22 protein-coding genes are annotated in these 19064 nt (G+C 73.6%); 11 read left to right on the top strand and 11 right to left on the bottom strand.

Going from position 1 to position 19064, the window contains the following annotated elements; all coding sequences use genetic code 11:
• Nucleotides 1–2 precede the first annotated feature (2 nt).
• The gene (locus ACH443_RS08625; RefSeq protein ID WP_429762871.1) at nt 3–635 is read right to left on the bottom strand and encodes a DUF305 domain-containing protein; all 633 of its coding nucleotides are present in this window, start codon (nt 633–635) and stop codon (nt 3–5) included.
• 81 nt (nt 636–716) lie between these two features.
• Nucleotides 717–1178, bottom strand: a complete 462-nt coding sequence (locus ACH443_RS08620; RefSeq protein ID WP_430590056.1) for a hypothetical protein — start codon at nt 1176–1178, stop codon at nt 717–719.
• Between the two features lie 125 nt (nt 1179–1303).
• On the opposite strand from ACH443_RS08620, the gene ACH443_RS08615 reads away from it, so the two are divergent.
• Nucleotides 1304–1621: a DUF4235 domain-containing protein gene (locus ACH443_RS08615; RefSeq protein ID WP_430590055.1), complete on the top strand. Its 318-nt coding sequence runs from the start codon at nt 1304–1306 to the stop codon at nt 1619–1621.
• An 18-nt stretch (nt 1622–1639) separates the two neighbouring features.
• Here the strand turns inward: ACH443_RS08615 and ACH443_RS08610 are convergent, their stop codons facing one another.
• Together ACH443_RS08610 and ACH443_RS08605 are read right to left on the bottom strand one after the other, a co-directional pair.
• Nucleotides 1640–1933 (bottom strand): DUF4287 domain-containing protein, encoded by a 294-nt coding sequence (locus tag ACH443_RS08610; RefSeq protein ID WP_430590054.1) that lies wholly within the window; start codon nt 1931–1933, stop codon nt 1640–1642.
• Nucleotides 1933–2580 (bottom strand): cupin domain-containing protein, encoded by a 648-nt coding sequence (locus ACH443_RS08605; RefSeq protein WP_430590053.1) that lies wholly within the window; start codon nt 2578–2580, stop codon nt 1933–1935. The genes ACH443_RS08610 and ACH443_RS08605 overlap by 1 nt, the downstream gene beginning before the upstream one ends.
• A gap of 40 nt (nt 2581–2620) precedes the next feature.
• Here ACH443_RS08605 and ACH443_RS08600 point away from each other — a divergent pair, with 40 nt between their 5' ends.
• From ACH443_RS08600 to ACH443_RS08580, 5 genes are all read left to right on the top strand, one after another.
• Nucleotides 2621–3817, top strand: a complete 1197-nt coding sequence (locus ACH443_RS08600; RefSeq protein WP_430590052.1) for an ROK family protein — start codon at nt 2621–2623, stop codon at nt 3815–3817.
• Between the two features lie 25 nt (nt 3818–3842).
• The gene (locus ACH443_RS08595; protein ID WP_430555579.1) at nt 3843–5090 is read left to right on the top strand and encodes a Gfo/Idh/MocA family protein; all 1248 of its coding nucleotides are present in this window, start codon (nt 3843–3845) and stop codon (nt 5088–5090) included.
• Between the two features lie 87 nt (nt 5091–5177).
• Nucleotides 5178–6092, top strand: a complete 915-nt coding sequence (locus tag ACH443_RS08590; RefSeq protein ID WP_429762880.1) for a carbohydrate ABC transporter permease — start codon at nt 5178–5180, stop codon at nt 6090–6092.
• Nucleotides 6093–6105: 13 nt separating this feature from the next.
• The gene (locus ACH443_RS08585; protein ID WP_430590051.1) at nt 6106–7068 is read left to right on the top strand and encodes a carbohydrate ABC transporter permease; all 963 of its coding nucleotides are present in this window, start codon (nt 6106–6108) and stop codon (nt 7066–7068) included.
• A gap of 10 nt (nt 7069–7078) precedes the next feature.
• The gene (locus ACH443_RS08580) at nt 7079–8437 is read left to right on the top strand and encodes an ABC transporter substrate-binding protein (protein WP_430590050.1); all 1359 of its coding nucleotides are present in this window, start codon (nt 7079–7081) and stop codon (nt 8435–8437) included.
• Here ACH443_RS08580 and ACH443_RS08575 read toward each other — a convergent pair.
• Nucleotides 8418–8843 carry a hypothetical protein gene (locus ACH443_RS08575; RefSeq protein ID WP_430590049.1) on the bottom strand — a complete coding sequence of 142 codons (426 nt, stop codon included), beginning with the start codon at nt 8841–8843 and terminating at the stop codon, nt 8418–8420. The genes ACH443_RS08580 and ACH443_RS08575 overlap by 20 nt on opposite strands.
• A 41-nt stretch (nt 8844–8884) precedes the next feature.
• Here ACH443_RS08575 and ACH443_RS08570 point away from each other — a divergent pair, with 41 nt between their 5' ends.
• From ACH443_RS08570 to ACH443_RS08560, 3 genes are read left to right on the top strand one after another with little or no spacing between them, the layout of a single operon-like run.
• Nucleotides 8885–9877, top strand: coding sequence for a DUF5937 family protein (locus ACH443_RS08570; RefSeq protein ID WP_430555576.1), 993 nt, complete (start codon nt 8885–8887; stop codon nt 9875–9877).
• 42 nt (nt 9878–9919) lie between these two features.
• Nucleotides 9920–11107 (top strand): MFS transporter, encoded by a 1188-nt coding sequence (locus ACH443_RS08565; RefSeq protein ID WP_430590048.1) that lies wholly within the window; start codon nt 9920–9922, stop codon nt 11105–11107.
• Between the two features lie 59 nt (nt 11108–11166).
• Nucleotides 11167–11511 (top strand): DUF5808 domain-containing protein, encoded by a 345-nt coding sequence (locus tag ACH443_RS08560; protein ID WP_430555574.1) that lies wholly within the window; start codon nt 11167–11169, stop codon nt 11509–11511.
• Nucleotides 11512–11604: 93 nt separating this feature from the next.
• On the opposite strand, the gene ACH443_RS08555 is transcribed toward ACH443_RS08560, so the two are convergent.
• From ACH443_RS08555 to ACH443_RS08540, 4 genes are all read right to left on the bottom strand, one after another.
• Entirely contained in the window at nt 11605–12285 is a 681-nt protein-coding gene (locus ACH443_RS08555) for a DUF6226 family protein (protein ID WP_430590047.1), read from the bottom strand.
• A complete protein-coding gene (locus ACH443_RS08550) occupies nt 12282–13061 on the bottom strand; it encodes a thioesterase family protein (RefSeq protein ID WP_430590046.1) in 780 nt (259 codons plus the stop codon). Before ACH443_RS08550 ends, ACH443_RS08555 begins: the two co-directional genes overlap by 4 nt.
• Nucleotides 13062–13124: 63 nt before the next feature.
• Nucleotides 13125–13823 carry a hypothetical protein gene (locus ACH443_RS08545; protein ID WP_430590045.1) on the bottom strand — a complete coding sequence of 233 codons (699 nt, stop codon included), beginning with the start codon at nt 13821–13823 and terminating at the stop codon, nt 13125–13127.
• Nucleotides 13824–13876: 53 nt separating this feature from the next.
• Nucleotides 13877–14764, bottom strand: a complete 888-nt coding sequence (locus ACH443_RS08540; protein WP_430590044.1) for a helix-turn-helix domain-containing protein — start codon at nt 14762–14764, stop codon at nt 13877–13879.
• 112 nt (nt 14765–14876) lie between these two features.
• On the opposite strand from ACH443_RS08540, the gene ACH443_RS08535 reads away from it, so the two are divergent.
• On the top strand, nt 14877–16064 hold the full coding sequence (locus ACH443_RS08535; protein ID WP_430590043.1) for a multidrug effflux MFS transporter: 1188 nt from the start codon (nt 14877–14879) through the stop codon (nt 16062–16064).
• Nucleotides 16065–16090: 26 nt separating this feature from the next.
• Nucleotides 16091–17110 (top strand): zinc-dependent alcohol dehydrogenase family protein, encoded by a 1020-nt coding sequence (locus ACH443_RS08530; RefSeq protein ID WP_430590042.1) that lies wholly within the window; start codon nt 16091–16093, stop codon nt 17108–17110.
• Between the two features lie 12 nt (nt 17111–17122).
• On the opposite strand, the gene ACH443_RS08525 is transcribed toward ACH443_RS08530, so the two are convergent.
• Nucleotides 17123–17764, bottom strand: a complete 642-nt coding sequence (locus ACH443_RS08525; RefSeq protein WP_429762891.1) for a LysE family translocator — start codon at nt 17762–17764, stop codon at nt 17123–17125.
• A gap of 4 nt (nt 17765–17768) precedes the next feature.
• Nucleotides 17769–18992, bottom strand: coding sequence for a Fic family protein (locus ACH443_RS08520; protein WP_430590041.1), 1224 nt, complete (start codon nt 18990–18992; stop codon nt 17769–17771).
• Nucleotides 18993–19064: the final 72 nt, after the last annotated feature.

Here is a 19064-nt window from a genome sequence, read left to right as displayed (position 1 = left end):
CGTCAGCGGGACGCCAGGAGGTCCCGCATCTGCTGGATCTCGGCCGTCTGGGTGTCGACGACCGACTGCGCCATCTCGACGGCGCCGGCGTGCTCGCCGCCGGACACCTCGGCCTGCGCCATCTCCACCGCGCCCTCGTGGTGGGCGACCATCTGCTCGAGGAACAGGCGCTCGGCGTCGGCCCCCGTCGCGTCCTCGAGGGCCTGCATGTCCTCGGTCGACATCATGCCGGCCATGCCGTGGTCGTCGTGGCCCGTGCCGGCGCCGGCCTCCGGGTCGGCGCCCCAGTCGCGCAGCCAGGCGGTGAGGGTGTCGATCTCGGGACCCTGGGCGGCCTTGATCTGCTCCGCCAGGTCGACGAGCTCGGGGCTGATGCCGTCCTTGGCGAGCAGGGCGTCGGACATCTCGATCGCCTGCTCGTGGTGCGGGAGCATCATCTGGGCGAACATCACGTCCGCGGCGTCGTACGGGGCGTCCGTCGCGGTGTCCGACGGCGCGTCGGGCGACGACGAGGCGCCGCCCGTGTCGGCCATGTCGTGGTCGGCGCCGTCGTCCGCGCCGCACGCGGCGAGCGTCAGGGCGACGGCGAGGGCGAGCGCGGGCACGCGGGCACGCGCCAGGAAGGTGTGCGTCATGAGGGGTGGGCCTTTCTCGGGGTCTCTCGTGGGATCCGCGGTGGGCCTCCGCCCCGGTCCGGGGGGCGGGCCCGGGCGGTCCTACGTCCGAGAGATCCCGAGGGCGTGCAGGCTGGGGCCGGCCGCCGGGCGGGCCTCGACCGGGAGCGGGACCCGTGCCACGAGGCGCGGGCCCTCGGCGCGCAGCAGGGCGCGCGGCACGGGGCCGACGAGCGTGAGCAGCACCGCCAGGATCATGAGGCACATGGCCGTGACCATCTCGTGCCCGCTGCAGCCGCCGGTACCGCAGCCGGAGGGGGCGCCGGCGTCCTGGACGACCGGCGCACCGGCGTGCGCACTGTCTGCGGGGGCGGCCGCCGTCGTGCCCGGCGTCGTGTGCGCCTGAACCACCACGGCGGCAGGGACGTGGTGGGCGGCGTGCCGGGTCGAAGAGCCGCTCATGGCGTGCATGAGGACGACGCCCACGACGAGGGCGAGCACCAGCAGCACCCCGGCCAGGCGCCCGCGACGGCTCGTCAGCAGGGGGCGCACGGTGCGGATCATGCGTCCTCCTTCGAGCGGGGCGTCGTGGCTGGTACCGGCGGGCGACCCTGGCACTGTAACCATCGCGCGGCCGGCGTCGGGCGGCGCCCCGTGCGGGACGGCCCGGCCCGGCCTAGCGTCGGGGGATGAGCGAGGACAACGACGTGGTCCGGACCGAGAAGTCGGGCAGCAAGGCGGCGAAGATCCTGTACCGGCCGGTGGGCATCGTGAGCTCGATCGTCGGCGGCATCGTGGCGGGGCAGGTCTTCAAGCAGGTCTACAAGCGGGTTGCGCCCGGGCACCCCGACGACGCGCCCACGCCGCTGCAGTCCGAGTACCGGATGCGGGAGATCCTGCTCGCGTCGCTGCTGCAGGGCGCGATCTTCTCCGTCGTGAAGGCGGCCATCGACCGCGGCGGCGCCCGCGCGTTCGAGCGTTGGACGGGGGAGTGGCCGGGCGACTGACCGGTGTCAGGCCCGCTCTCACCAGTCCGCGGGCCGCGAGTCCTTGCCGTCGAGCCACAGCCGCTCGCTCGCGTCGCGGTGCGAGCCGGCGGTCCCGACGTGCTTGGTGCCGATCCGGTCGCCCTTGACGATCACGTGCGCCATGGCCTGCGCGTGCCCGTGCCCGATCCCGTACGTCTCCTTGAGCCAGGCGACGACGGCCATGGTCTTGCTCTCGGGGCCGAGGCCCTGCGCGGCGGCGGCGTCCACGATCTGGCGCGGCGTGAGCCCGGTCTTCGTCTCGACGGTGTCGAGGTAGGCCTGGAACGACATCAGCGGTGCTCCTCGCTCTTGTTCTCCTGGATCATGGTGGCGGAGGCGTGGATGCACATCATGCGCAGCACGCCGGTGCCGGTGTTCGTGAAGCCGTGCCAGACGTCGGGCCCGACGACGGCGGTGTCCCCGGCGCGGGCGACGACGGTCTCGGCGCCGATGCGGATGGTCGCCTCGCCCTCCAGCACCGACCACGTCTCCGTGTAGGGGTGGCGGTGCAGGTCCGGGCCCTTGCCGGGGTCGTTCGTGACGAGGAAGAACGACACGCCGGAGCCGTGATCGCGGCCCTCGAAGCGCAGCGTGCGCGAGCCCGGGATGCGGATGGTGTCGGCGGGGACGACGGCGGCCATGGTGGCTCTCCCTCGAGGTGCGGTGTGCGCCCCGGGTGGCTGCCCGCGGCGTGTCCCCAGCCTCGGGCTCCCCGTGCCGGGCCACGAGCGTTTCGACCGACGTCGAAAGGAAGACCCGCCAGGTCGAGGGTCGTTCGTGTCCACGACGTCGAGCGCCATCGTGGCGACGGGGCAGCCGTCGGCGTCACCGGACGCCACGAGGTCGCGGGCCGCGGAGTCGAACGCGTGCACGACGGCGTCCACCGGGTCGTCGCGCTCCTCGAGGAGGGCGAGCACCAGCGCGGGAGTTTTCGGCATTTCATTGACACGGTGAAGGAATAGGCGTCAGGCTCGGGGCGTGCAGCGCCGCGCAGACGTTCCCCGCCTCGGCTCCCTGGAGCCCTCCGCCCGAGCGGTCGTGCGCGCCCTGCTCCTGGCCGGGCCACTCTCCCGGGCGGAGCTCGCGCGGCGCCTCGAGCGCTCCCCGGCGAGCATCACCAAGACCACGCAGCCGCTGCTGGCCGCCGGGCTGGTCGCTGAGGATGCGGGCCGGATCGCCGAGGAACCGGCGGTCCCGGGCGAGAGCCGGGGGCGCCCGGGCGTCCCGCTGGTCCTCCTGGCCGGGCGCCACCTGTTCATCGGCGTCAAGGTGACGTCGGACGAGGTGTTCGCGGTCCGCACGGACGCCGCCGGCCTCGTGCAGGCGTCCGGGCACCGCGACCTCGCCGACGTCGAGCAGGAGACCGTCGTCGCGCAGATCCTTGAACTGGTGAACGAACTGCGCGAGCCGGGGGAGATCCAGGCGCTCGGCGTCGGGCTGGCCGGCCGGATGTCCCGGTTCGACGACACCGTGCGCCACAACCCCTTCCTCGGCTGGGACGAGGTGCCCCTCGCGGGCATCCTCGAGCGGGCGACGGGGATCCCCACCGTGCTCAGCGAGGACGCCCGGGCCCTGACCGCCGGGGTCCAGTGGTCCGGCCCCGGCCGCGGCATGAGCGACCTCGCCGTGCTGACCGTCGGCGTCGGCGTCGGGCTGGGCATCGTCATCGAGGACCGGGTGCTCGCCGGTCCGTCGGGCAGGGTCGGCCGGATCGGGCACATGCGGGTCGCGGAATCCGGGCCGGTGTGCGAGCGCGGGCACCGCGGCTGCGCGTCGGCGTTCCTCACCACGGCGGCCATCACCCAGGGCATCGGGGTGCCGCGCGGGCGGGCCGACCTGGACCTGGACGCCGCCCTCGCGCTGGCGGACGACGGCGACGCGGTCGCGCTGCGCGTCTTCGCCGACGCCGGGCGCGCCCTGGGGGTGCTGATCGCCCAGCTCGCGAACACGCTCGGCCTGCCCGCCGTGATCCTCGCCGGCGACGGCCTCGGCATGCTCGCCCACGCCCGTCCGTCCCTCGACGCCGCGCTCGCCGACCACCTCGACCCCCACGCCACCCGCCCCACCGTGGTGACGTTCTCCTCCGGCTTCGACGAGTGGGCCCGCGGCGCGGCGGTCGTCGCGTGCCAGTGGATGCTCGTCGACCCGCCGCCCTACCGCACCGACCTGGCCTGACCCGACACACCAGCAGGAGGCACCGTTGTCCGCACTTCCCCTCGACCCGACCGCCCCGCTCGCCGAGGATGCCGGCTCGATCAGCATCGGCATCGTCGGCGCGGGCCAGTTCTCGCGCAGCTTCGCGACGCTCTGGGACCTGCACCCGAACGTCGACCGGCTCACGATCACCGACCTGGTGCCGGAGCGGGCCAAGTCGCTGGCCGACCGCTACGACCGCGCCACCGTCGTCGACAGCTTCGAGGAGATGCTCGACTCGGACGTCGACGCCGTCGCCATCTTCACCCAGCGCTGGACCCACGCGCCGCTGGTGCTGGCGGCGCTGGAGGCCGGCAAGCACGTCTACTCGGCCGTGCCGATGGCCACCGAGATCACCGACATCGAGGCGATCATCGCCGCCGTCGAGCGCACCGGGCTCACCTACATGATGGGCGAGACGAGCTACTACAACCCGGCCACCGTCTTCGTCCGGGAGAAGGTCCGCGAGGGCGCGCTCGGCCAGGTCTTCTACGCCGAGGGCGACTACGTGCACGACATGGACCTCGGCTTCTACGCCGCGTACCAGTACAGCGGCGGCGAGAACTGGAAGGCCACCGCGAGCTACCCGCCCATGCTCTACCCGACGCACGCGATCGGCGGCGTCCTCGGTGCGCTGCCCACCCGCGCGGTGAGCGTGAGCTGCATCGGCGTGGAGGACCGCCGGGGCGACGGCGTCTTCGACCGAGAGGTCAGCCAGTTCGGGAACAGCTTCTCCAACGCCACGGCGCTGTTCGAGCTGGCCGACGGCGGCGCGATGCGCACCAACGAGATGCGCCGGGTGGGCTACCCCTCGCACATCCGCGAGTCGCGGTTCCGCTTCTTCGGCACCGAGGCCAGCTTCGAGCAGCTCGCCCACCAGAGCGTGTGGAACGACAAGGAGACGTCCACGGACGTGTCCGCCGACTTCGTCCCGGTCCGGGGCGGGGGCGACGACGCGGACCTCGCCGACGTCGACCCGGCGCTGCGCGAGGCGTTCACCTCGGGCTCCGCGCCGGTGCACGACCGGACGCGGCTGCCCGCCACCTACGCCGACGCGCCGAACGGGCACGAGGGCTCGCACCACTTCCTCGCCGACGACTTCGTGCGCGCCGTGGTCACGGGCGAGCACGCGCCCGTGGACGCCTGGCTCTCCGCGAAGTTCACGGCCCCCGGCATCGTGGCGCACGCGTCGGCGCTGGCCGGTGGCGAGCGCCTGCCGATCCCGGACTTCGGGAGCCGCTCCGCGCGCGACTGAGCACCACCCGCGGCCCGGCGTCGTCCCCGACGCCGGGCCGCACCGCACTGTCCGAGCACTGCTTGCAACGACGCAAGGAGGAACCTGATGGCTGCACCGACCGCGCCACCCGTACCGACCGTCCGACGGTCGGGCCGCCGGGACGACACCCGGCTCGCCCTGCTCTTCATCCTGCCGGCCAGCATCGGCCTGCTGGTCTTCTACTTCTGGCCGCTGGTCCGCGGCATCTGGCTGAGCTTCACGTCGTGGGACCTGCTCAGCCCGGCCCAGTTCGTGGGCCTCGACAACTACCGCGAGATGGTCGCGGACCCGGTGTTCTGGAACGCCGTCCGCGTGACGCTGCTCTACGTGGTCATCAACATCGGGCTGCAGACGGTCGTGGCCCTGGTGATCGCCGTGCTGATGCAGCGGCTCAGCCGCTCCACGCTGCTGCGCTCGCTGGTGCTCGCCCCGTACCTCGTGTCCAACGTGGTCGCCGCCCTGGTGTTCCTGTGGATCCTCGACTACCAGCTCGGCATCGGGAACCAGCTGCTGGAGTGGGTCGGGCTCGACCGCATCGGGTTCTTCACCGACGAGACCTGGGCCATCCCGACCATCGCCGCGGTGAACGTCTGGCGGCACATGGGCTACACCGCGCTGCTGATCTTCGCCGGCCTGCAGACCATCCCGCCCACCATGTACGAGGCGGCCCGGGTCGACGGCGCGTCGGAGCTGCGGATGTTCTTCCGCATCACGGTGCCGCTGCTGCGTCCGATCCTCGGGCTGGTGCTGATCATCTCCGTGATCGGGTCGTTCCAGGTGTTCGACACCGTGGCGGTCACCACCAACGGCGGTCCGGTGGACGCCAGCCGGGTGCTGCAGCTCTACATCTACGACAAGGCGTTCGCCCAGTTCGACTTCGGGTACGCGTCCGCACTGAGCGTGGCCATGCTGCTGATCCTGGTGGTGGTCACCTTCTTCCAGTACCGCGTGACGCGGGCCGGCCAGACGGACCTGAACTAGGAGGGCGGAGACCATGACCGGGACCACGACGGCGCCAGCCGAACCGACGACCACCGGGGTGTCCGCCCCGCCGCCCGCGGCGGCCGTGCGCCGCCGACGCCGCCCACCCAGCGTCGGCCGCGTGCTGGCCTGGGTGGTGATGATCCTGCTGCTGCTCATCACGCTGTTCCCCTTCTACTGGATCCTGCGCACGGCGCTGTCCAGCAACGGGGCCCTGTACGCCAACTCCACGTCCCTGCTGCCCGCCGACTTCAGCTGGGGCGGGTTCGAGCGGGTCTTCGGCCTCCAGACCACCGAGGAGGCCATCGCGCAGGGCGGCTCGGGCGCGTCCATCGACTTCTGGCTCTACCTGCGCAACTCGGTGATCGTGGCCACGGTGGTCACCGTCTGCCAGGTGTTCTTCTCCGCGATGGCCGCGTACGCGTTCTCCCGGCTGCGCTGGCGGGGCCGCAACGTCGTCTTCGGCGTCTTCCTGCTGTCGCTGATGGTGCCGGTGATCTTCACCCTGCTGCCGAACTTCATCCTGATCCGGGACCTGGGCCTGATCGACACGCTGCTCGGCATCATGCTCCCCGGGCTGTTCATGACGCCGTTCGCGATCTTCTTCCTGCGGCAGTTCTTCATGAACGTCTCCACCGAGGTGGAGGAGGCCGCGCTCATCGACGGCGCCAGCAAGGTGCGGGTGTTCTTCGCGCTCATCATCCCGATGTCGGTGGGGCCCATCGCGACGATCTCGATCCTGACCTACATCGGGTCGTGGAACGACTACTTCTGGCCGCTGATGGTCTCGTACACCGACGAGTCCCGGGTGCTCACCGTGGCGCTGGGCAACTTCACCGCGCAGACCCCGCAGACGGGGCCGGACTGGGCCGGGCTGATGGCCGCGACCCTGGTGGCGGCGCTGCCGATGATCCTGCTCTTCCTCGCGTTCGCGAAGCGGATCGTCAACTCCATCGGCTTCAGCGGGATCAAGTGAGGGGCAGACCATGAATCACGCACGTCGGACGACGGCCACCCTGACCGCGGCGCTCACCGCCGGCACCCTCGTCCTGGCCGGGTGCGCGAGCCCCGCCGAACCGGGCGCCGCCGAGGGCTCGGTCACCCTGGACTACTGGCTGTGGGACGCGAACCAGCTGCCCGCCTACCAGCGCTGCGCGGACGCCTTCGAGGAGGAGAACCCCGACCTGCAGGTGCGGATCAGCCAGTACGGGTACGACGACTACTGGCGCAAGCTCACCGCGGCGTTCGTGGCCGGGGCGGGTCCGGACGTCTTCACCGACCACCTCACCCAGTACCCGGGCTTCGCCCAGAAGGGCCTGCTCCGCGACCTGAACACCCTGGACGCCACGGCCGACGTCGACTACGGCGAGTTCCAGGAGGGGCTCCCGGACCTGTGGGTGGGGCAGGACGGCGGGCAGTACGGCATGCCGAAGGACTTCGACACCGTCGCGCTGTTCTACGACACGAACGTGATCGAGGAGGCCGGGTTGGGCCCGGAGGACCTGGAGGGCCTCGACTGGGACCCCCAGGACGGCGGCAGCTTCGAGAAGCTGCTCGCCCACCTCACCGTCGACGAGAACGGGGTCCGCGGCGACGAGGAGGGCTTCGACCCCGACAACGTCGCCGTCTACGGTCTGGCCTCGAACGGAGCGGGCGGCACCGCCGGGCAGACCACCTGGTCCTGGCTGGCGGGCGCGACCGGCTGGAAGTTCACCGACAAGGACGTGTGGGGCACGGAGTACCACTTCGACGACCCGCGGGTGCAGGACTCCCTGGAGTGGCTGTTCGGCCTGGTGGAGAAGGGGTACATGGCGCCGTTCGAGGAGGTCGGCACGGAGCCCAACCCGCAGCAGGCGCTCGGCTCGGGCCGGGCGGCGATCTCCGCGAACGGGTCCTGGATGCTCGGCACCTACGCCAACCTGGAGGGCGTGGACCTGGGGATCGCCTCCCTGCCGAGCGGCCCGGTGGGCCACCCGGTGTCGATGTACAACGGCCTCGCGGACTCGATCAGCGCCCAGTCCGAGGACCCCGAGGAGGCCGCCCGGTGGGTGGAGTTCCTCGGGTCCGACGACTGCCAGCGCATCGTGGGGGAGGCGGGCGTGGTCTTCCCGGCGCGGCCCGCCGGCACCGAGGCCGCGGTCGAGGCGTTCGCCGAGCGAGGCCTCGACGTCTCCGTGTTCACGGACCTCGTGGAGGACGGCAACACCCTGTACTTCCCGGTGACGGACTCGTTCGGCTCCATCGAGGCGATCGTCCAGCCGATCATGGACGAGATCTACATCGGCGACCGCGACGTCTCCACGCTCACGGAGGTGAACGACCGGATCAACGGGCTGCTGAGATGAGTCCGCCCGGGTGGTACGACGTCGTCGCGGCAGGGTCGTGGGGCACGACGACGATCTGCTCCGCGTCCTCGTAGATCACGCGCCCGGGGTCGGCGGCGTCGACGCGGACGCAGTCGATCCCGTGCGCGTGCAGGATCGCCAGGTACGGCGGGACCCGTTCGAGGAGGTGGTGGGCTGTCTCCTTGAACCACGCCGTCGCGTGCGGGTGGACGCCGACGTCGTAGACCGTCGGGTCGACGTCGGTGGGGTTCGTGTAGGCCGCGTCGTACCAGTCGTTGCCGGAGCGCCAGACGGCGTGCTCCTCCGGGGTGAGGAGGCCGCCACGGCCCAGTACGTTCGTGAGGCCGAACACGCCCGTGTGCACGCCGCGCTTGCCGGGGGCCGGGGACTGGAACCGGATGACCATCGGGCCATCCCACCACGGTCCGCCGACGCTACGGTGTGGCCGTGGACAGCCGCTCGCGCAGGAACGTCGTGGAGTTCCGCCTCGCGCCCGACGACGTCTCGGCGATCCGGTTCGGCGTCTCGCCCGGCCACGAGCTGGCGCACGCGGTGCGCGTGCTGGCCCAGCCCGCGTACCACCCGCTGCAGTGGGGGTGGCTCCGCACGGCGCGGGGCCGCGCCCCGGCGCGCCCCCTCGCGCTGCTGACCCTGCTGGTCGGCGCCGACGGGTACCTGCCGGACTTCCTCACCTCCACGCCCGGCTGGGACCTCGGCCCCGACGAGGAGCTCGAACGCCTCCGGGAGGCCGACCTCGGCCCGCTGCGGGTCGACCTGCTCAAGCGCGTCGACCGCACCGACGGCGCGGACCGGCGGCTGCTGCAGGCCCTCGCCGACGACCCGGCGCACGCCCGCGGCCTCGCCGTCGACGCCTGGCGGCAGGTGTGGGACGCGGTGCTCGCGCCGTCGTGGCGGCAGCTCGAGCGGATCCTGCGCGCGGACATCGGCGCCCGCTCCCGCCGTGTGACGACGCACGGGCTGGGCACGATGGTCGAGACCCTGCACGAGGCCGTGGCCTGGGCCCCCGACGCGGTGCACGTGCGACTGCGGCTGCACGGCGAGGTGCTCGACTGCGCGGGCAGCGGCCTGGTGCTGGTGCCGTCCGTGATGGCGCCGCGCTGCTCGGTGGTCACCGAGCCGCCCGCGCAGCCGACGCTCTTCTACCCGGCGCTGGGGATCTCCGAGCGGTGGTCCGACGGCGCCCCGGACCAGTCCGGGGCGCTCGCGGACCTGCTCGGGGCGGGACGGGCGGGCGTGCTGCTCGCGCTGCGCGGCCCGCTGTCCACGAGCGAGGTCGCCGCTGCCGGCGGGCTCGCCGTGTCGACGGCGTCGCACCACCTGGGGCTGCTGCGCGCCGCGCGGCTGGTCGACTCGCGCCGCGACGGCCCGCGGGTCCTGCACGAGCGCACGCCGCTGGGGGAGGCGCTGGTCGGGGGCTGACCGCCCGGCGGCGCGGCGTGGACCGCGCGATAGGTTCGCCCGATGCGTCGTCCCGCCCCTCAGCCCTCGTCGTCCGTCGCGCGCGTGCCGGGGTTCCGGCCGTTGCTCGCGATGTCGGCACTGGGCTTCTCGGGGTACGCGCTGCTGCTGCCGGCGGCGCCGCTGTGGGCGGTGCACGGCGGCGCGGGCGAGGGCGGCGCCGGGCTCGTCAACGCGGTGCTCATGCTCGCCACCGTGCTCACGCAGACCACGGTGCCGTGGCTGCTGCGCCGGGTGGGCTGGCGGCTCACGATGACGGCCGGCGTGGTGCTGCTCGGCGCGCCGTCGTTGCTGTTCATGGCCACGGACCAGCTCGGGTGGCTGCTCGGGCTCTCGGCGGTGCGCGGCATGGGGTTCGCCGTGCTGACCGTCTGCGGGTCGAGCGCCGTGGCCGCCCTGGTGGACGGGCCGCGGCACGGCCGCGCGATCGGGCTGTACGGGCTGTCGATCGCGTTCCCGCAGCTGGTGCTGGTCCCCAGCGCCGCGTGGATCGCCGAGACGCTCGACTTCCGCGTGGTCTTCGCGCTCGGCGCGCTGCCCGTGCTCGCCGTGCCGTTCGCCGTCCTGCTCGGCCGGTGCCTCGACGGCGACGCCGCGCGCGCCGGGCGGCCCGTCGACGACGGCGGGCCGGGGCGCGGTCGCGTCCTTCTCGCGCTGGTCATGCCGTCGCTCGTGCTGCTCGCGGTGACGACGCCCGGCGGCGCGCTGCTGACGTTCGCGCCGCAGTTCGCCGGGGGAGCGGGCGCGGCGGTGGCGGGGCTGCTCGGCTTCACTGCCGCGACGGCGCTGTCCCGCTGGGGCGTGGGCGGCCTCGCCGACCGGTTCGGCCCGCGCGTCTTCCTCGCGCCGCTGCTCGCGTTCTGCGCCGCCGGGCTGGGGGTGTGCGCGGGGGCGATCGCCGACGGCGGCCCCCGCCCGGTGCTCCTCGTGCTGGGGATGACCATGGTCGGCGTCTCCTACGGCAGCCTGCAGAACCTCACCCTCGTCGCCGCGTTCGCGGCCGTGCCCGCGCGCCAGCACAGCACCGCCAGCGCCGTGTGGAACATCGGGTTCGACGCCGGCACCGGGCTCGGCTCCCTGGTCGTCGGCTTCATCGCCGCGGGGACGTCGTTCTCCGTCGGGCTGCTCACCACCGCCGTGGTGTGCGTCGTGGCCGCCGTCGCCGTGGTGCTCACCCGACCCTCGCGCTGACGACGTCCGCCTGGTGCACGATGGGTGAGGACACCGACACGCGACGAGCGGAGGCCGAGATGGGCACGAAGCAGGAGATCCAGCACGGGAAGGCGGGCCGCGGCCGGAAGCGGGGGCCGGGGCTGTTCCAGCTGATCATGGTCGGCCTGGTCGTCGCGGCCGTCACCAAGGAGCTCCAGAAGGACAAGGAGGACCGCACCTGGCACGGCACCGTCGCCGGGTTCGTCCCCTACGAGTTCCGCATCCCGACCATCGAGCGCATCCGCGAGCGCGTCTGGGACCCGGAGGGCGAGCACCTCCTCAGCCCGCACGTCTTCGGCGTGGGCTGGACGGTCAATGTCGGGCGCATCGTCGAGCTCGTGCGCCGCAGGGTCGACGACGCCCGCGAGGACAGCCCGGCCTGACGGCCCGCGGTCACCGGTCGCCGACGTCGTCCCTCGCCGTACGACACGCGTACCGCCCGCCCGGTGGACGCGCTGCCGCGACGCGTCGGCCCGTCAGGCCGGGGCGTCCAGCCACGACCGGCCGACGAGCGCGGTGGACGATCGGGGGAGACGAGGGGCGCCGCCGTCGGCGAGCGTGCGGCACGCTCGCATCACGGCGCTGAAGTCCGACGGCGCTCTCGTGTCCCCCTCCATGCTGCCGCCGTCGGGGTACCAGGTGGCCTTCCAGCCCTTGCCCACCAGCAGGACGAACGGGCCGGTGACGATGCTGAGGACGTCGTCGTCGATCGCCTCCAGGAGGCCCGCCGACCCGAAGTCGCAGGCGTCGCAGCCGCAGTCGGGAACGCCGTGGTCGATCCGGTGGTCGGGGTCCTGCACTGCGAGGTGGAGGAAGTCCGGCGCGTCCCCGTGCTCCGTGGAGCCGGCGTCCTGCTCCAGCAGCACGAGCGGCAGCGTGCCGGGCACGGGGGAGACGATGCGCACGCCGCGCGCGAACCCGTGCCGCTCCGTGGTGACGGGGCCGAGGCGCTCGACGACGACGCCCGGCAGCGCGCCGAGCACCTCGGTCCACGCATGGGCGCGGCCGTGCACCACCCGGTACTTGTGCAGGTCGGAGACCCGGGAGTACTCCTCGTCGCGCGGCTCCACGCCCTCGGCCCGGGGCGGCGCCCAGGACGGCAGGCCGAGGCGGTCGTAGGCGTCCGCCACCCGGGCCCGCAGGACGTCGGGGCTCACGGCGCGTCGAGGGCGCGGACGACGAGCCCCTGCGCGAGCGTGCCGAACGCGCCGCGTTCGTCGTGCAGCACGCTGGACGTGAGGCCGGCACCGGTCGCGCCGAAGACGACGCTCGTGTCGAGGCCCAGCCACCCGCCCTCGGGCGCGCGGTGCAGGTGCGCCGAGAGGTCGACGTTGGGAAAGGCGACGCGGCGCGGGTCGGCGCGCACCGTCATGCCGTTCGCGAGGTCGAACAGCCCGACGGTGCGGGCGAGCGGGCTCACGTCCTCGTCCTCGACGAGCGCGTGCCCGGTGCGGACCCAGACGTGCCCGCGGCCCGGCCCGGCGAGGGCGCGGCGCACGTCGATCGACTCGACGAAGCCGCCCGGCCAGTCCGCCGCGGGGTCCCAGGCGGGGGTCGCGTCGGGGCCGGGCAGCGGCGCGGGCGCGCCCCCGGCGAGCGGCGTCGTGTCGCCGACGGCGGCGAGCCACGCGCGCAGCGTCACCACCGTGCGGCCGGCGCAGGCCACCGACGCCTCGACCAGCTCGACGCCGCGCCCGGGGCGCAGCACGCGGACGTCGGCGGCCATCTCCTCGAGGCGGTAGGGGCCCCAGATGTCGAACGTCAGCCGCGTGGCGGCCAGGTCCTCGCGGCCCCGCTTCTCGCGGTCCGCCTCCACCAGGTGGGTGAGCAGCCCGAGCGTGGGAGCCACGTGCTGCTCGTCGGTCTTCCAGGCGCCGCCGACGTGCTCGGTGGGCTGGAACGTCGTCGCGCCGGTGCGGCGGAAGTAGGCCATGGGTCGTCCGTCCTTCGTGGGGAGTGCCGGCCATCCTGCCAGGCCGTCACGGCGGTGCCCGGCTCAGCGCGCGGGCGCGGACCCCACGAGGACCAGGGGCCGGCTGGGCAGCGGCTCGAGGCCGAAGCGTCGGTAGACCGCGGCGTGCCGGGTCGTGGCGGCGACGGTCCCCACCGTCTCGTGCGGAGCGACGACATCGCCGACGTGTCGGGCGACGAGCGCGAGCGCGCCGTCGCGCCCCCGCGACGCGACGGAGTCGACCGTCCAGTCCGCCGCGCGGAACCGCGCTACGTCGGCGCGACGCTGCTCCCGCGACGCCGCCCTCAGGGCGGCGCGCTGGGCGCGGGCCACGGCGGTCCAGGTGCGGGCCGCGGCGAACGCGAGGATCAGGACCGCCGCGGCGAACCAGCCGAGGACCACCACGGCGACGCCGACCGATGCGACGGTCGGCGCGAACGACGCCTGGCCCGCGGCTGTGCCGAGCGCGGCGCCGACGAGGACCGCGACCCCCACCCCGCGGGCGAACATCCCCACCGACGGCCACGGGTTCCGGCGCGTGAGGCGCGCCACGACCGTGCGCTCGTGGTGCACGAAACCGCCGAGGACCACGACGACCGCGACCCACAGCGGCCAGGTCACCGCCGCCACGGTCCTCCGGGCCCGGGCGGGAGCGTTCGTCCAGGCCAGCGTCCATGCGACGGGGGCCACCGCACGCCCCCGCACGGGTTCCATCGCCGGCGCCCAGACGGCGTTCATCCGCATGGCGGGACGGTATCCCGCGCTGTCGCCGTCGCCACCGCCGGGGCCGGGTGAACTCAGCCCGCCCGGCCCGTCGCGACGCCCGGGGCGTCCTCGCCGGCGCCCCACGACGCCAGCAGCCGCAGTCGCTCGGCGGACGGCGACCCGGGCTCCGCGGTGTACACGAGCAGCACCTGGCCGGGCTCGGCGGTGATGGCGAGCTCCTCGAACGCGAGGGTCAGCTCGCCGACCACGGGGTGGCGGAACCGCTTGGTCCCGGTGCCGTGGATGCGGACGTCGTGCGCGGCCCAGAGCGTGCGGAACGTCTCGCTGCGCGTGGACAGCTCGCCCACCAGGTCCTGGAAGGCCTTGTCGTGGGGGTTGCGTCCCGCCTCCGCGCGCATCACGCCCACGCACATCTGCGCGAACAGGTCCCAGTCGGGGTAGAAGTCGCGGGCCGCCGGGTCGAGGAACTGGAAGCGCGCGAGGTTGGGCGTGCGACCGCCGTCGCCGATGACGGGGGCGTAGAACGCGCGGCCCAGGGCGTTGGTCGCGAGCAGGTTCTGCCGCGGGTCGCGGACGAACGCGACGCCGTCGGTGATCGCCTCCAGCGCCCACTGCAGGCTCGGGCGAGGGCCCGCCGGCCGGGTGGCACGGCCGCGCGAGCGCCCCGACGTCGGGATGCCGTCGGCCGCCCGCGCGAGGTCGAGGAGGTGCGCCCGCTCGGCGTCGTCCAGGTTGAGGGCCCGCGACACGGCGTCGAGCACCGACGCGCTCGCGCCCGCGATCGCGCCGCGCTCGAGCTTCGCGTAGTACTCGACGCTGACCCCGGCCAGCATCGCCACCTCGCTGCGCCGGAGGCCGGGCACCCGGCGGTTCGAGCCCCCGGGCAGACCCGCCTCGTCGGGGGTGACCTTGGCGCGGCGCGACATGAGGAACTCGCGCACCTCCGCTCGGTTGTCCATACCGTCAGGCTAGGCACGGACACCGCGCCGCGGCGGCCGTGATGGGTGTACTGCCGGTACACGGTTCGTCAGGGACTCCCGCCGGGCGGGCGGGGGACGGACGCTGGGTGCCATGCCCGCGCCCGCCCTGCTGCTCCTCTTCACGGTCTTCGGCCCGATCTCGATGGACCTGTACCTCCCCGCGCTGCCCGCCCTCACCGCGGACCTCGGGGCGGCGACGTCGGTCGCCCAGCTCACGGTGACCGCCTGCCTCGTGGGGCTCGCCCTCGGGCAGCTGGTCGCGGGCCCGCTGTCCGACCGGTACGGGCGGCGCGGCGTCCTGCTGGTCGGCGTCGTCGCGTACGTCGGGACGTCGGCGCTGTGCGCGGTCAGCCCCACCGTGGAGCTGCTGATCGGCGCCCGCTTCGTGCAGGGCCTCGCGGGCGGCGTCGGCATCGTCATCGCGCAGGCCGCGGGGCGTGACGTCTACGACGGCGACGCCCTGATCCGCTTCTACGGCCGCCTCACCGTGGTCGGCGGGCTCGCCGCGATCGTCGGCCCGCTGCTGGGCGGGCAGCTGAACACCGTCACCGACTGGCGCGGGCTGTTCGTCTTCCTCGCGGCCGCGGGCGCGGCCATCCTCGTCGCCGCGCTCGTCGCGTTTCCCGAGACGCTGCCCGCCGAGCGCCGCACGGCCGGCGGCTTCGTCCAGATCGGTCGGGACTTCCGCGTGCTGCTGTCCGACCGGGTCTTCGTCGGCGCCGTCCTGCACCAGGGGTTCATGTACGCGGCCCTGTTCGCGTACCTGTCCGGCGCGACGTTCGTGCTGCAGGGCATCTACGGCCTGTCCCCGCAGGGGTACGCGCTCGCGTTCGGCCTCAACTCCGCCGGCTTCATGGCCTGCGGGTTCCTCGCGGGCCGGGCCGCGGAGCGCTGGAGCGTGCCCGGCACCCTCGCCGTCGGCACCGGGCTCGCTGGCCTCGGCGCGCTCGGGCTGCTGGTGTCGGGCCTGACGACGACGCCGCTGTGGGTCGTCGTCGTGTCGCTGCTGGCCCTCGCGAGCGGCGTGGCCACGACCTCCCCGCCCGCGACGACGCTCGCTCTCGTCGGCTACCCGCGGCTCGCGGGCACGGCGTCGTCCCTGCTCGGCATGGTCCGCTTCGGCTTCGGCGGCATGGCCGCCCCGCTGGTCGGGCTCGCCGGCGCCGCGACGATCCTGCCCCTGGGCCTCGTCACCGTCGTCGCCGTGGCGCTCGCCGCGGCCGTCGCCACCTCCGCCGCCACCTCCGCCGCCCGCCGGCGTACCCCGATCCGCTACTGAGTCACACCAACGAACGGAGCACCACCATGCGTGGAGTCGTCCTGCACGCCCCCGGCGACGTGCGCGTCATCGAGCGCGAGGACCCCCGGATCATCGAGCCCACCGACGCGATCATCCGCGTCACCGCCACCTGCATCTGCGGGTCCGACCTGTGGCCCTACCGCGGCGTCGAGGACGTCCACGACGCCGTCATGGGCCACGAGTACGTGGGCGTCGTCGAGGAGATCGGCGCCGACGTGAAGACCATCAAGGTCGGCGACTTCGTCGTCGGCTCCTTCTGGGCGTCGGACAACACCTGCGAGATCTGCGAGTCCGGCTACCAGGCCTACTGCGTGCACCGGGTGCTCATGGGCACCCTCGGCACCCAGTCCGAGCGGGCCCGCATCCCCCTCGCGGACGGCACGCTCGTCGCGACGCCCGGCATGCCCGACGCCGACCTCGTGCCGTCGCTGCTCGCCGCCTCCGACGTCCTGGGCACGGGCTGGTTCGCGGCCGTCGCCGCCGAGGCGGGCCCCGGCAAGACGGTCGCCGTCGTGGGCGACGGAGCGGTCGGGCTGCTCGGCATCCTCGCCGCGAAGCAGCTCGGCGCCGAGCGCATCATCGCGATGTCCCGGCACGCCGACCGGCAGGCGCTGGCCCGCCGCTTCGGCGCCACCGACATCGTGGAGGAGCGCGGCGACGCGGGCGTGGCCCGCATCAAGGAGCTGACCGGCGGGCTCGGCGCGCACTCCGTGATCGAGGCCGTCGGCACGCAGGAGTCGATGATGCAGGCCGTGCACTCGACCCGCCCGGGCGGCCACATGGGCTTCGTGGGCGTCTCCCACGACGTCGCGCTGCCCGGCGACGACATGTTCATGGCCGGCATCCACCTGCACGGCGGGCCCGCGCCCGTGCGCCGCTTCCTGCCCGAGCTGATCCGCCTGATCTGGGACCGCGAGATCGACCCGGGCCAGGTCTTCGACCTCACGCTGCCCCTCGAGAGGGCGGCGGAGGGCTACGCGGCCATGGACGAGCGCCGCGCCACCAAGGTGCTGCTCACCGTCTGAGCCGGCCGGCGCTCAGGCCTTCGCGGGCGTGAGCACCAGCGTGCCGGCGAGGCCGAGCATCATCCCGCCGCCGGTGGCGCGGACGGCGGACAGCCGGCGCGGCGACCGCGCGAACCAAGCGCGCGCCGTGCCGGCCAGCACCGCCCAGGTGCCGTCGAGCACCAGCGCGATGAGCGTGAACACCAGGCCCAGCACGAGCATCTGCAACGGCACGGCGCCGGCGTGGAAGTCGACGAACTGGGGGAGCGCGGCGACGAAGAACACGATCGTCTTGGGGTTGGTCGCGCCGACGACGAAGCCCTGCCGCAGGGTGGTCCACGACGACGCGGGACGCACCCGCGGGTCGACCGCGACGTCGGCGCCCTCGCGGCGGTGCCGGATCGCCTGGACCCCGAGGTACCCCAGGTAGGCGGCGCCGAGCAGCTTGACCACCGTGAACACGGCGACCGACTGCGCCACGACCGAGCCGACGCCGAGCGCCACCAGGGTGATCGGCACCAGCGACCCGAGCTCGTTGCCGACCACGCTCAGCAGCCCGCCCCGTCGACCGAGCGACAGCGACCTGCCGATCACGAACAGCACGCTCGGCCCCGGGATCGCGACGAGCACGACCGAGGCGAGCGCGAAGGCGAGGAGCGACTCGACGGGCGGCACGGGCTCAACCTAGCCCCGCACCGGGCCCGGAGGAACCCGGGCGCCGCGGTGCGGGGCGGGGGGTCGGCAGGACGGTGGGCTGGATGCCAGGAACGAGGCGGTCCATCATCCGCAGCAGGCTCGGGGCCTGGTAGACCTCCGAGCGCCGGAACCGGCCGCCGGACGGTTCCAGGATCTGGGCGTCGAGCAGGTTGTCGATCACCTTCCGGGCCGTGACCCCGGATGTTCCGAGGGCCCGCTGGAGGTAGCGGGCGGTGACGACCGGTTGTTCGGCAAGGATGCGCAGGGCGTCGTGCACCTTCGAGTCGGAGCGGAATCGGGACACCTGCCCGGCCCAGTCGTGCTGCACCTCGGCAGCCTCGGTCAGGATGCGCTCGGTCTCGTCGCAGGCATCGGCCAGGATGTCGGCGAAGTAGGCGACGAACTGGCTCACCGCCTCGGACCTGTCGGCAGGGTCTCCGTGCCGGAAGTCCGTGAGGCGGCGGACGTACTCGTCGGTGTCCCGGCGCAGCACGACGGACAGAGGGAGCACGCCCCGCTCGAGCACGGCGGCGCGGGCGAGGTAGCCGTGCACGAGCACGCGCCCGGTGCGTCCGTTGCCGTCCTCGTACGGGTGGATCGTCTCGAACTGGGCATGGATCAGCGCTGCCTTGACCAGCGGACTGTCCGGGCTGCGGTTGGCGTAGTCCAGCAGGTCGCCCATGAGCGGCGGCACGCGCTCGGCCGGCGGCGCGACGTAGGAAGCGGTCAGCTTCGACGAACCGCCGATCTGGACGTCGACCTCGCGGTACCCACCCTTGTGCACGTGCGGCGCGATGGCACGGTGGATGTCGTGCACCGACACGTCGTCCCACGGGTCGCGGAGAGATTCCACGCCGTCGCGCACGGAGTTCAGGTTGCCGAGGATGGCGTGGGCGGTGTCGAGCCGGTCGAACTGATGGCCCTCCAGGCCGGGATCCAGGTCCTTGAGCTGGGCGACCATGACGTTCCGAGGAGTCTCGCGCAGCCCTTCCACCCACGAGGAGGAGATGGACTCGGAGCGCACCAGCGTCGCGTAGAGGATCGGCTGAGGTCGAGCGCGGAGCCGCTCGGCGGTGCGGGCGATGCCGGCGGAGACGTCGGTGATGGCCTCCAGAGCGTCGGCGTCCAGCAACGGCGCCATCCGCAGGTCCAACCCGACCGGGAAGTAGCGCCGGTACGCGCCGCCACGCCGGTCGGCCGACCGCATGGCACCGAGGTCAGGTTCCTGAACCTCTCGCACCCACAACGTGCGTTCGTCGGCGGACACGTCAACCCTTCC

Source organism: Isoptericola sp. NPDC019571, from assembly GCF_044389385.1.
In the GTDB taxonomy this organism is placed as follows: domain Bacteria; phylum Actinomycetota; class Actinomycetes; order Actinomycetales; family Cellulomonadaceae; genus Isoptericola; species Isoptericola nanjingensis.
Note: the sequence above shows the minus strand (reverse complement) of the source record. Positions and strands in the feature narration are given on the sequence as shown.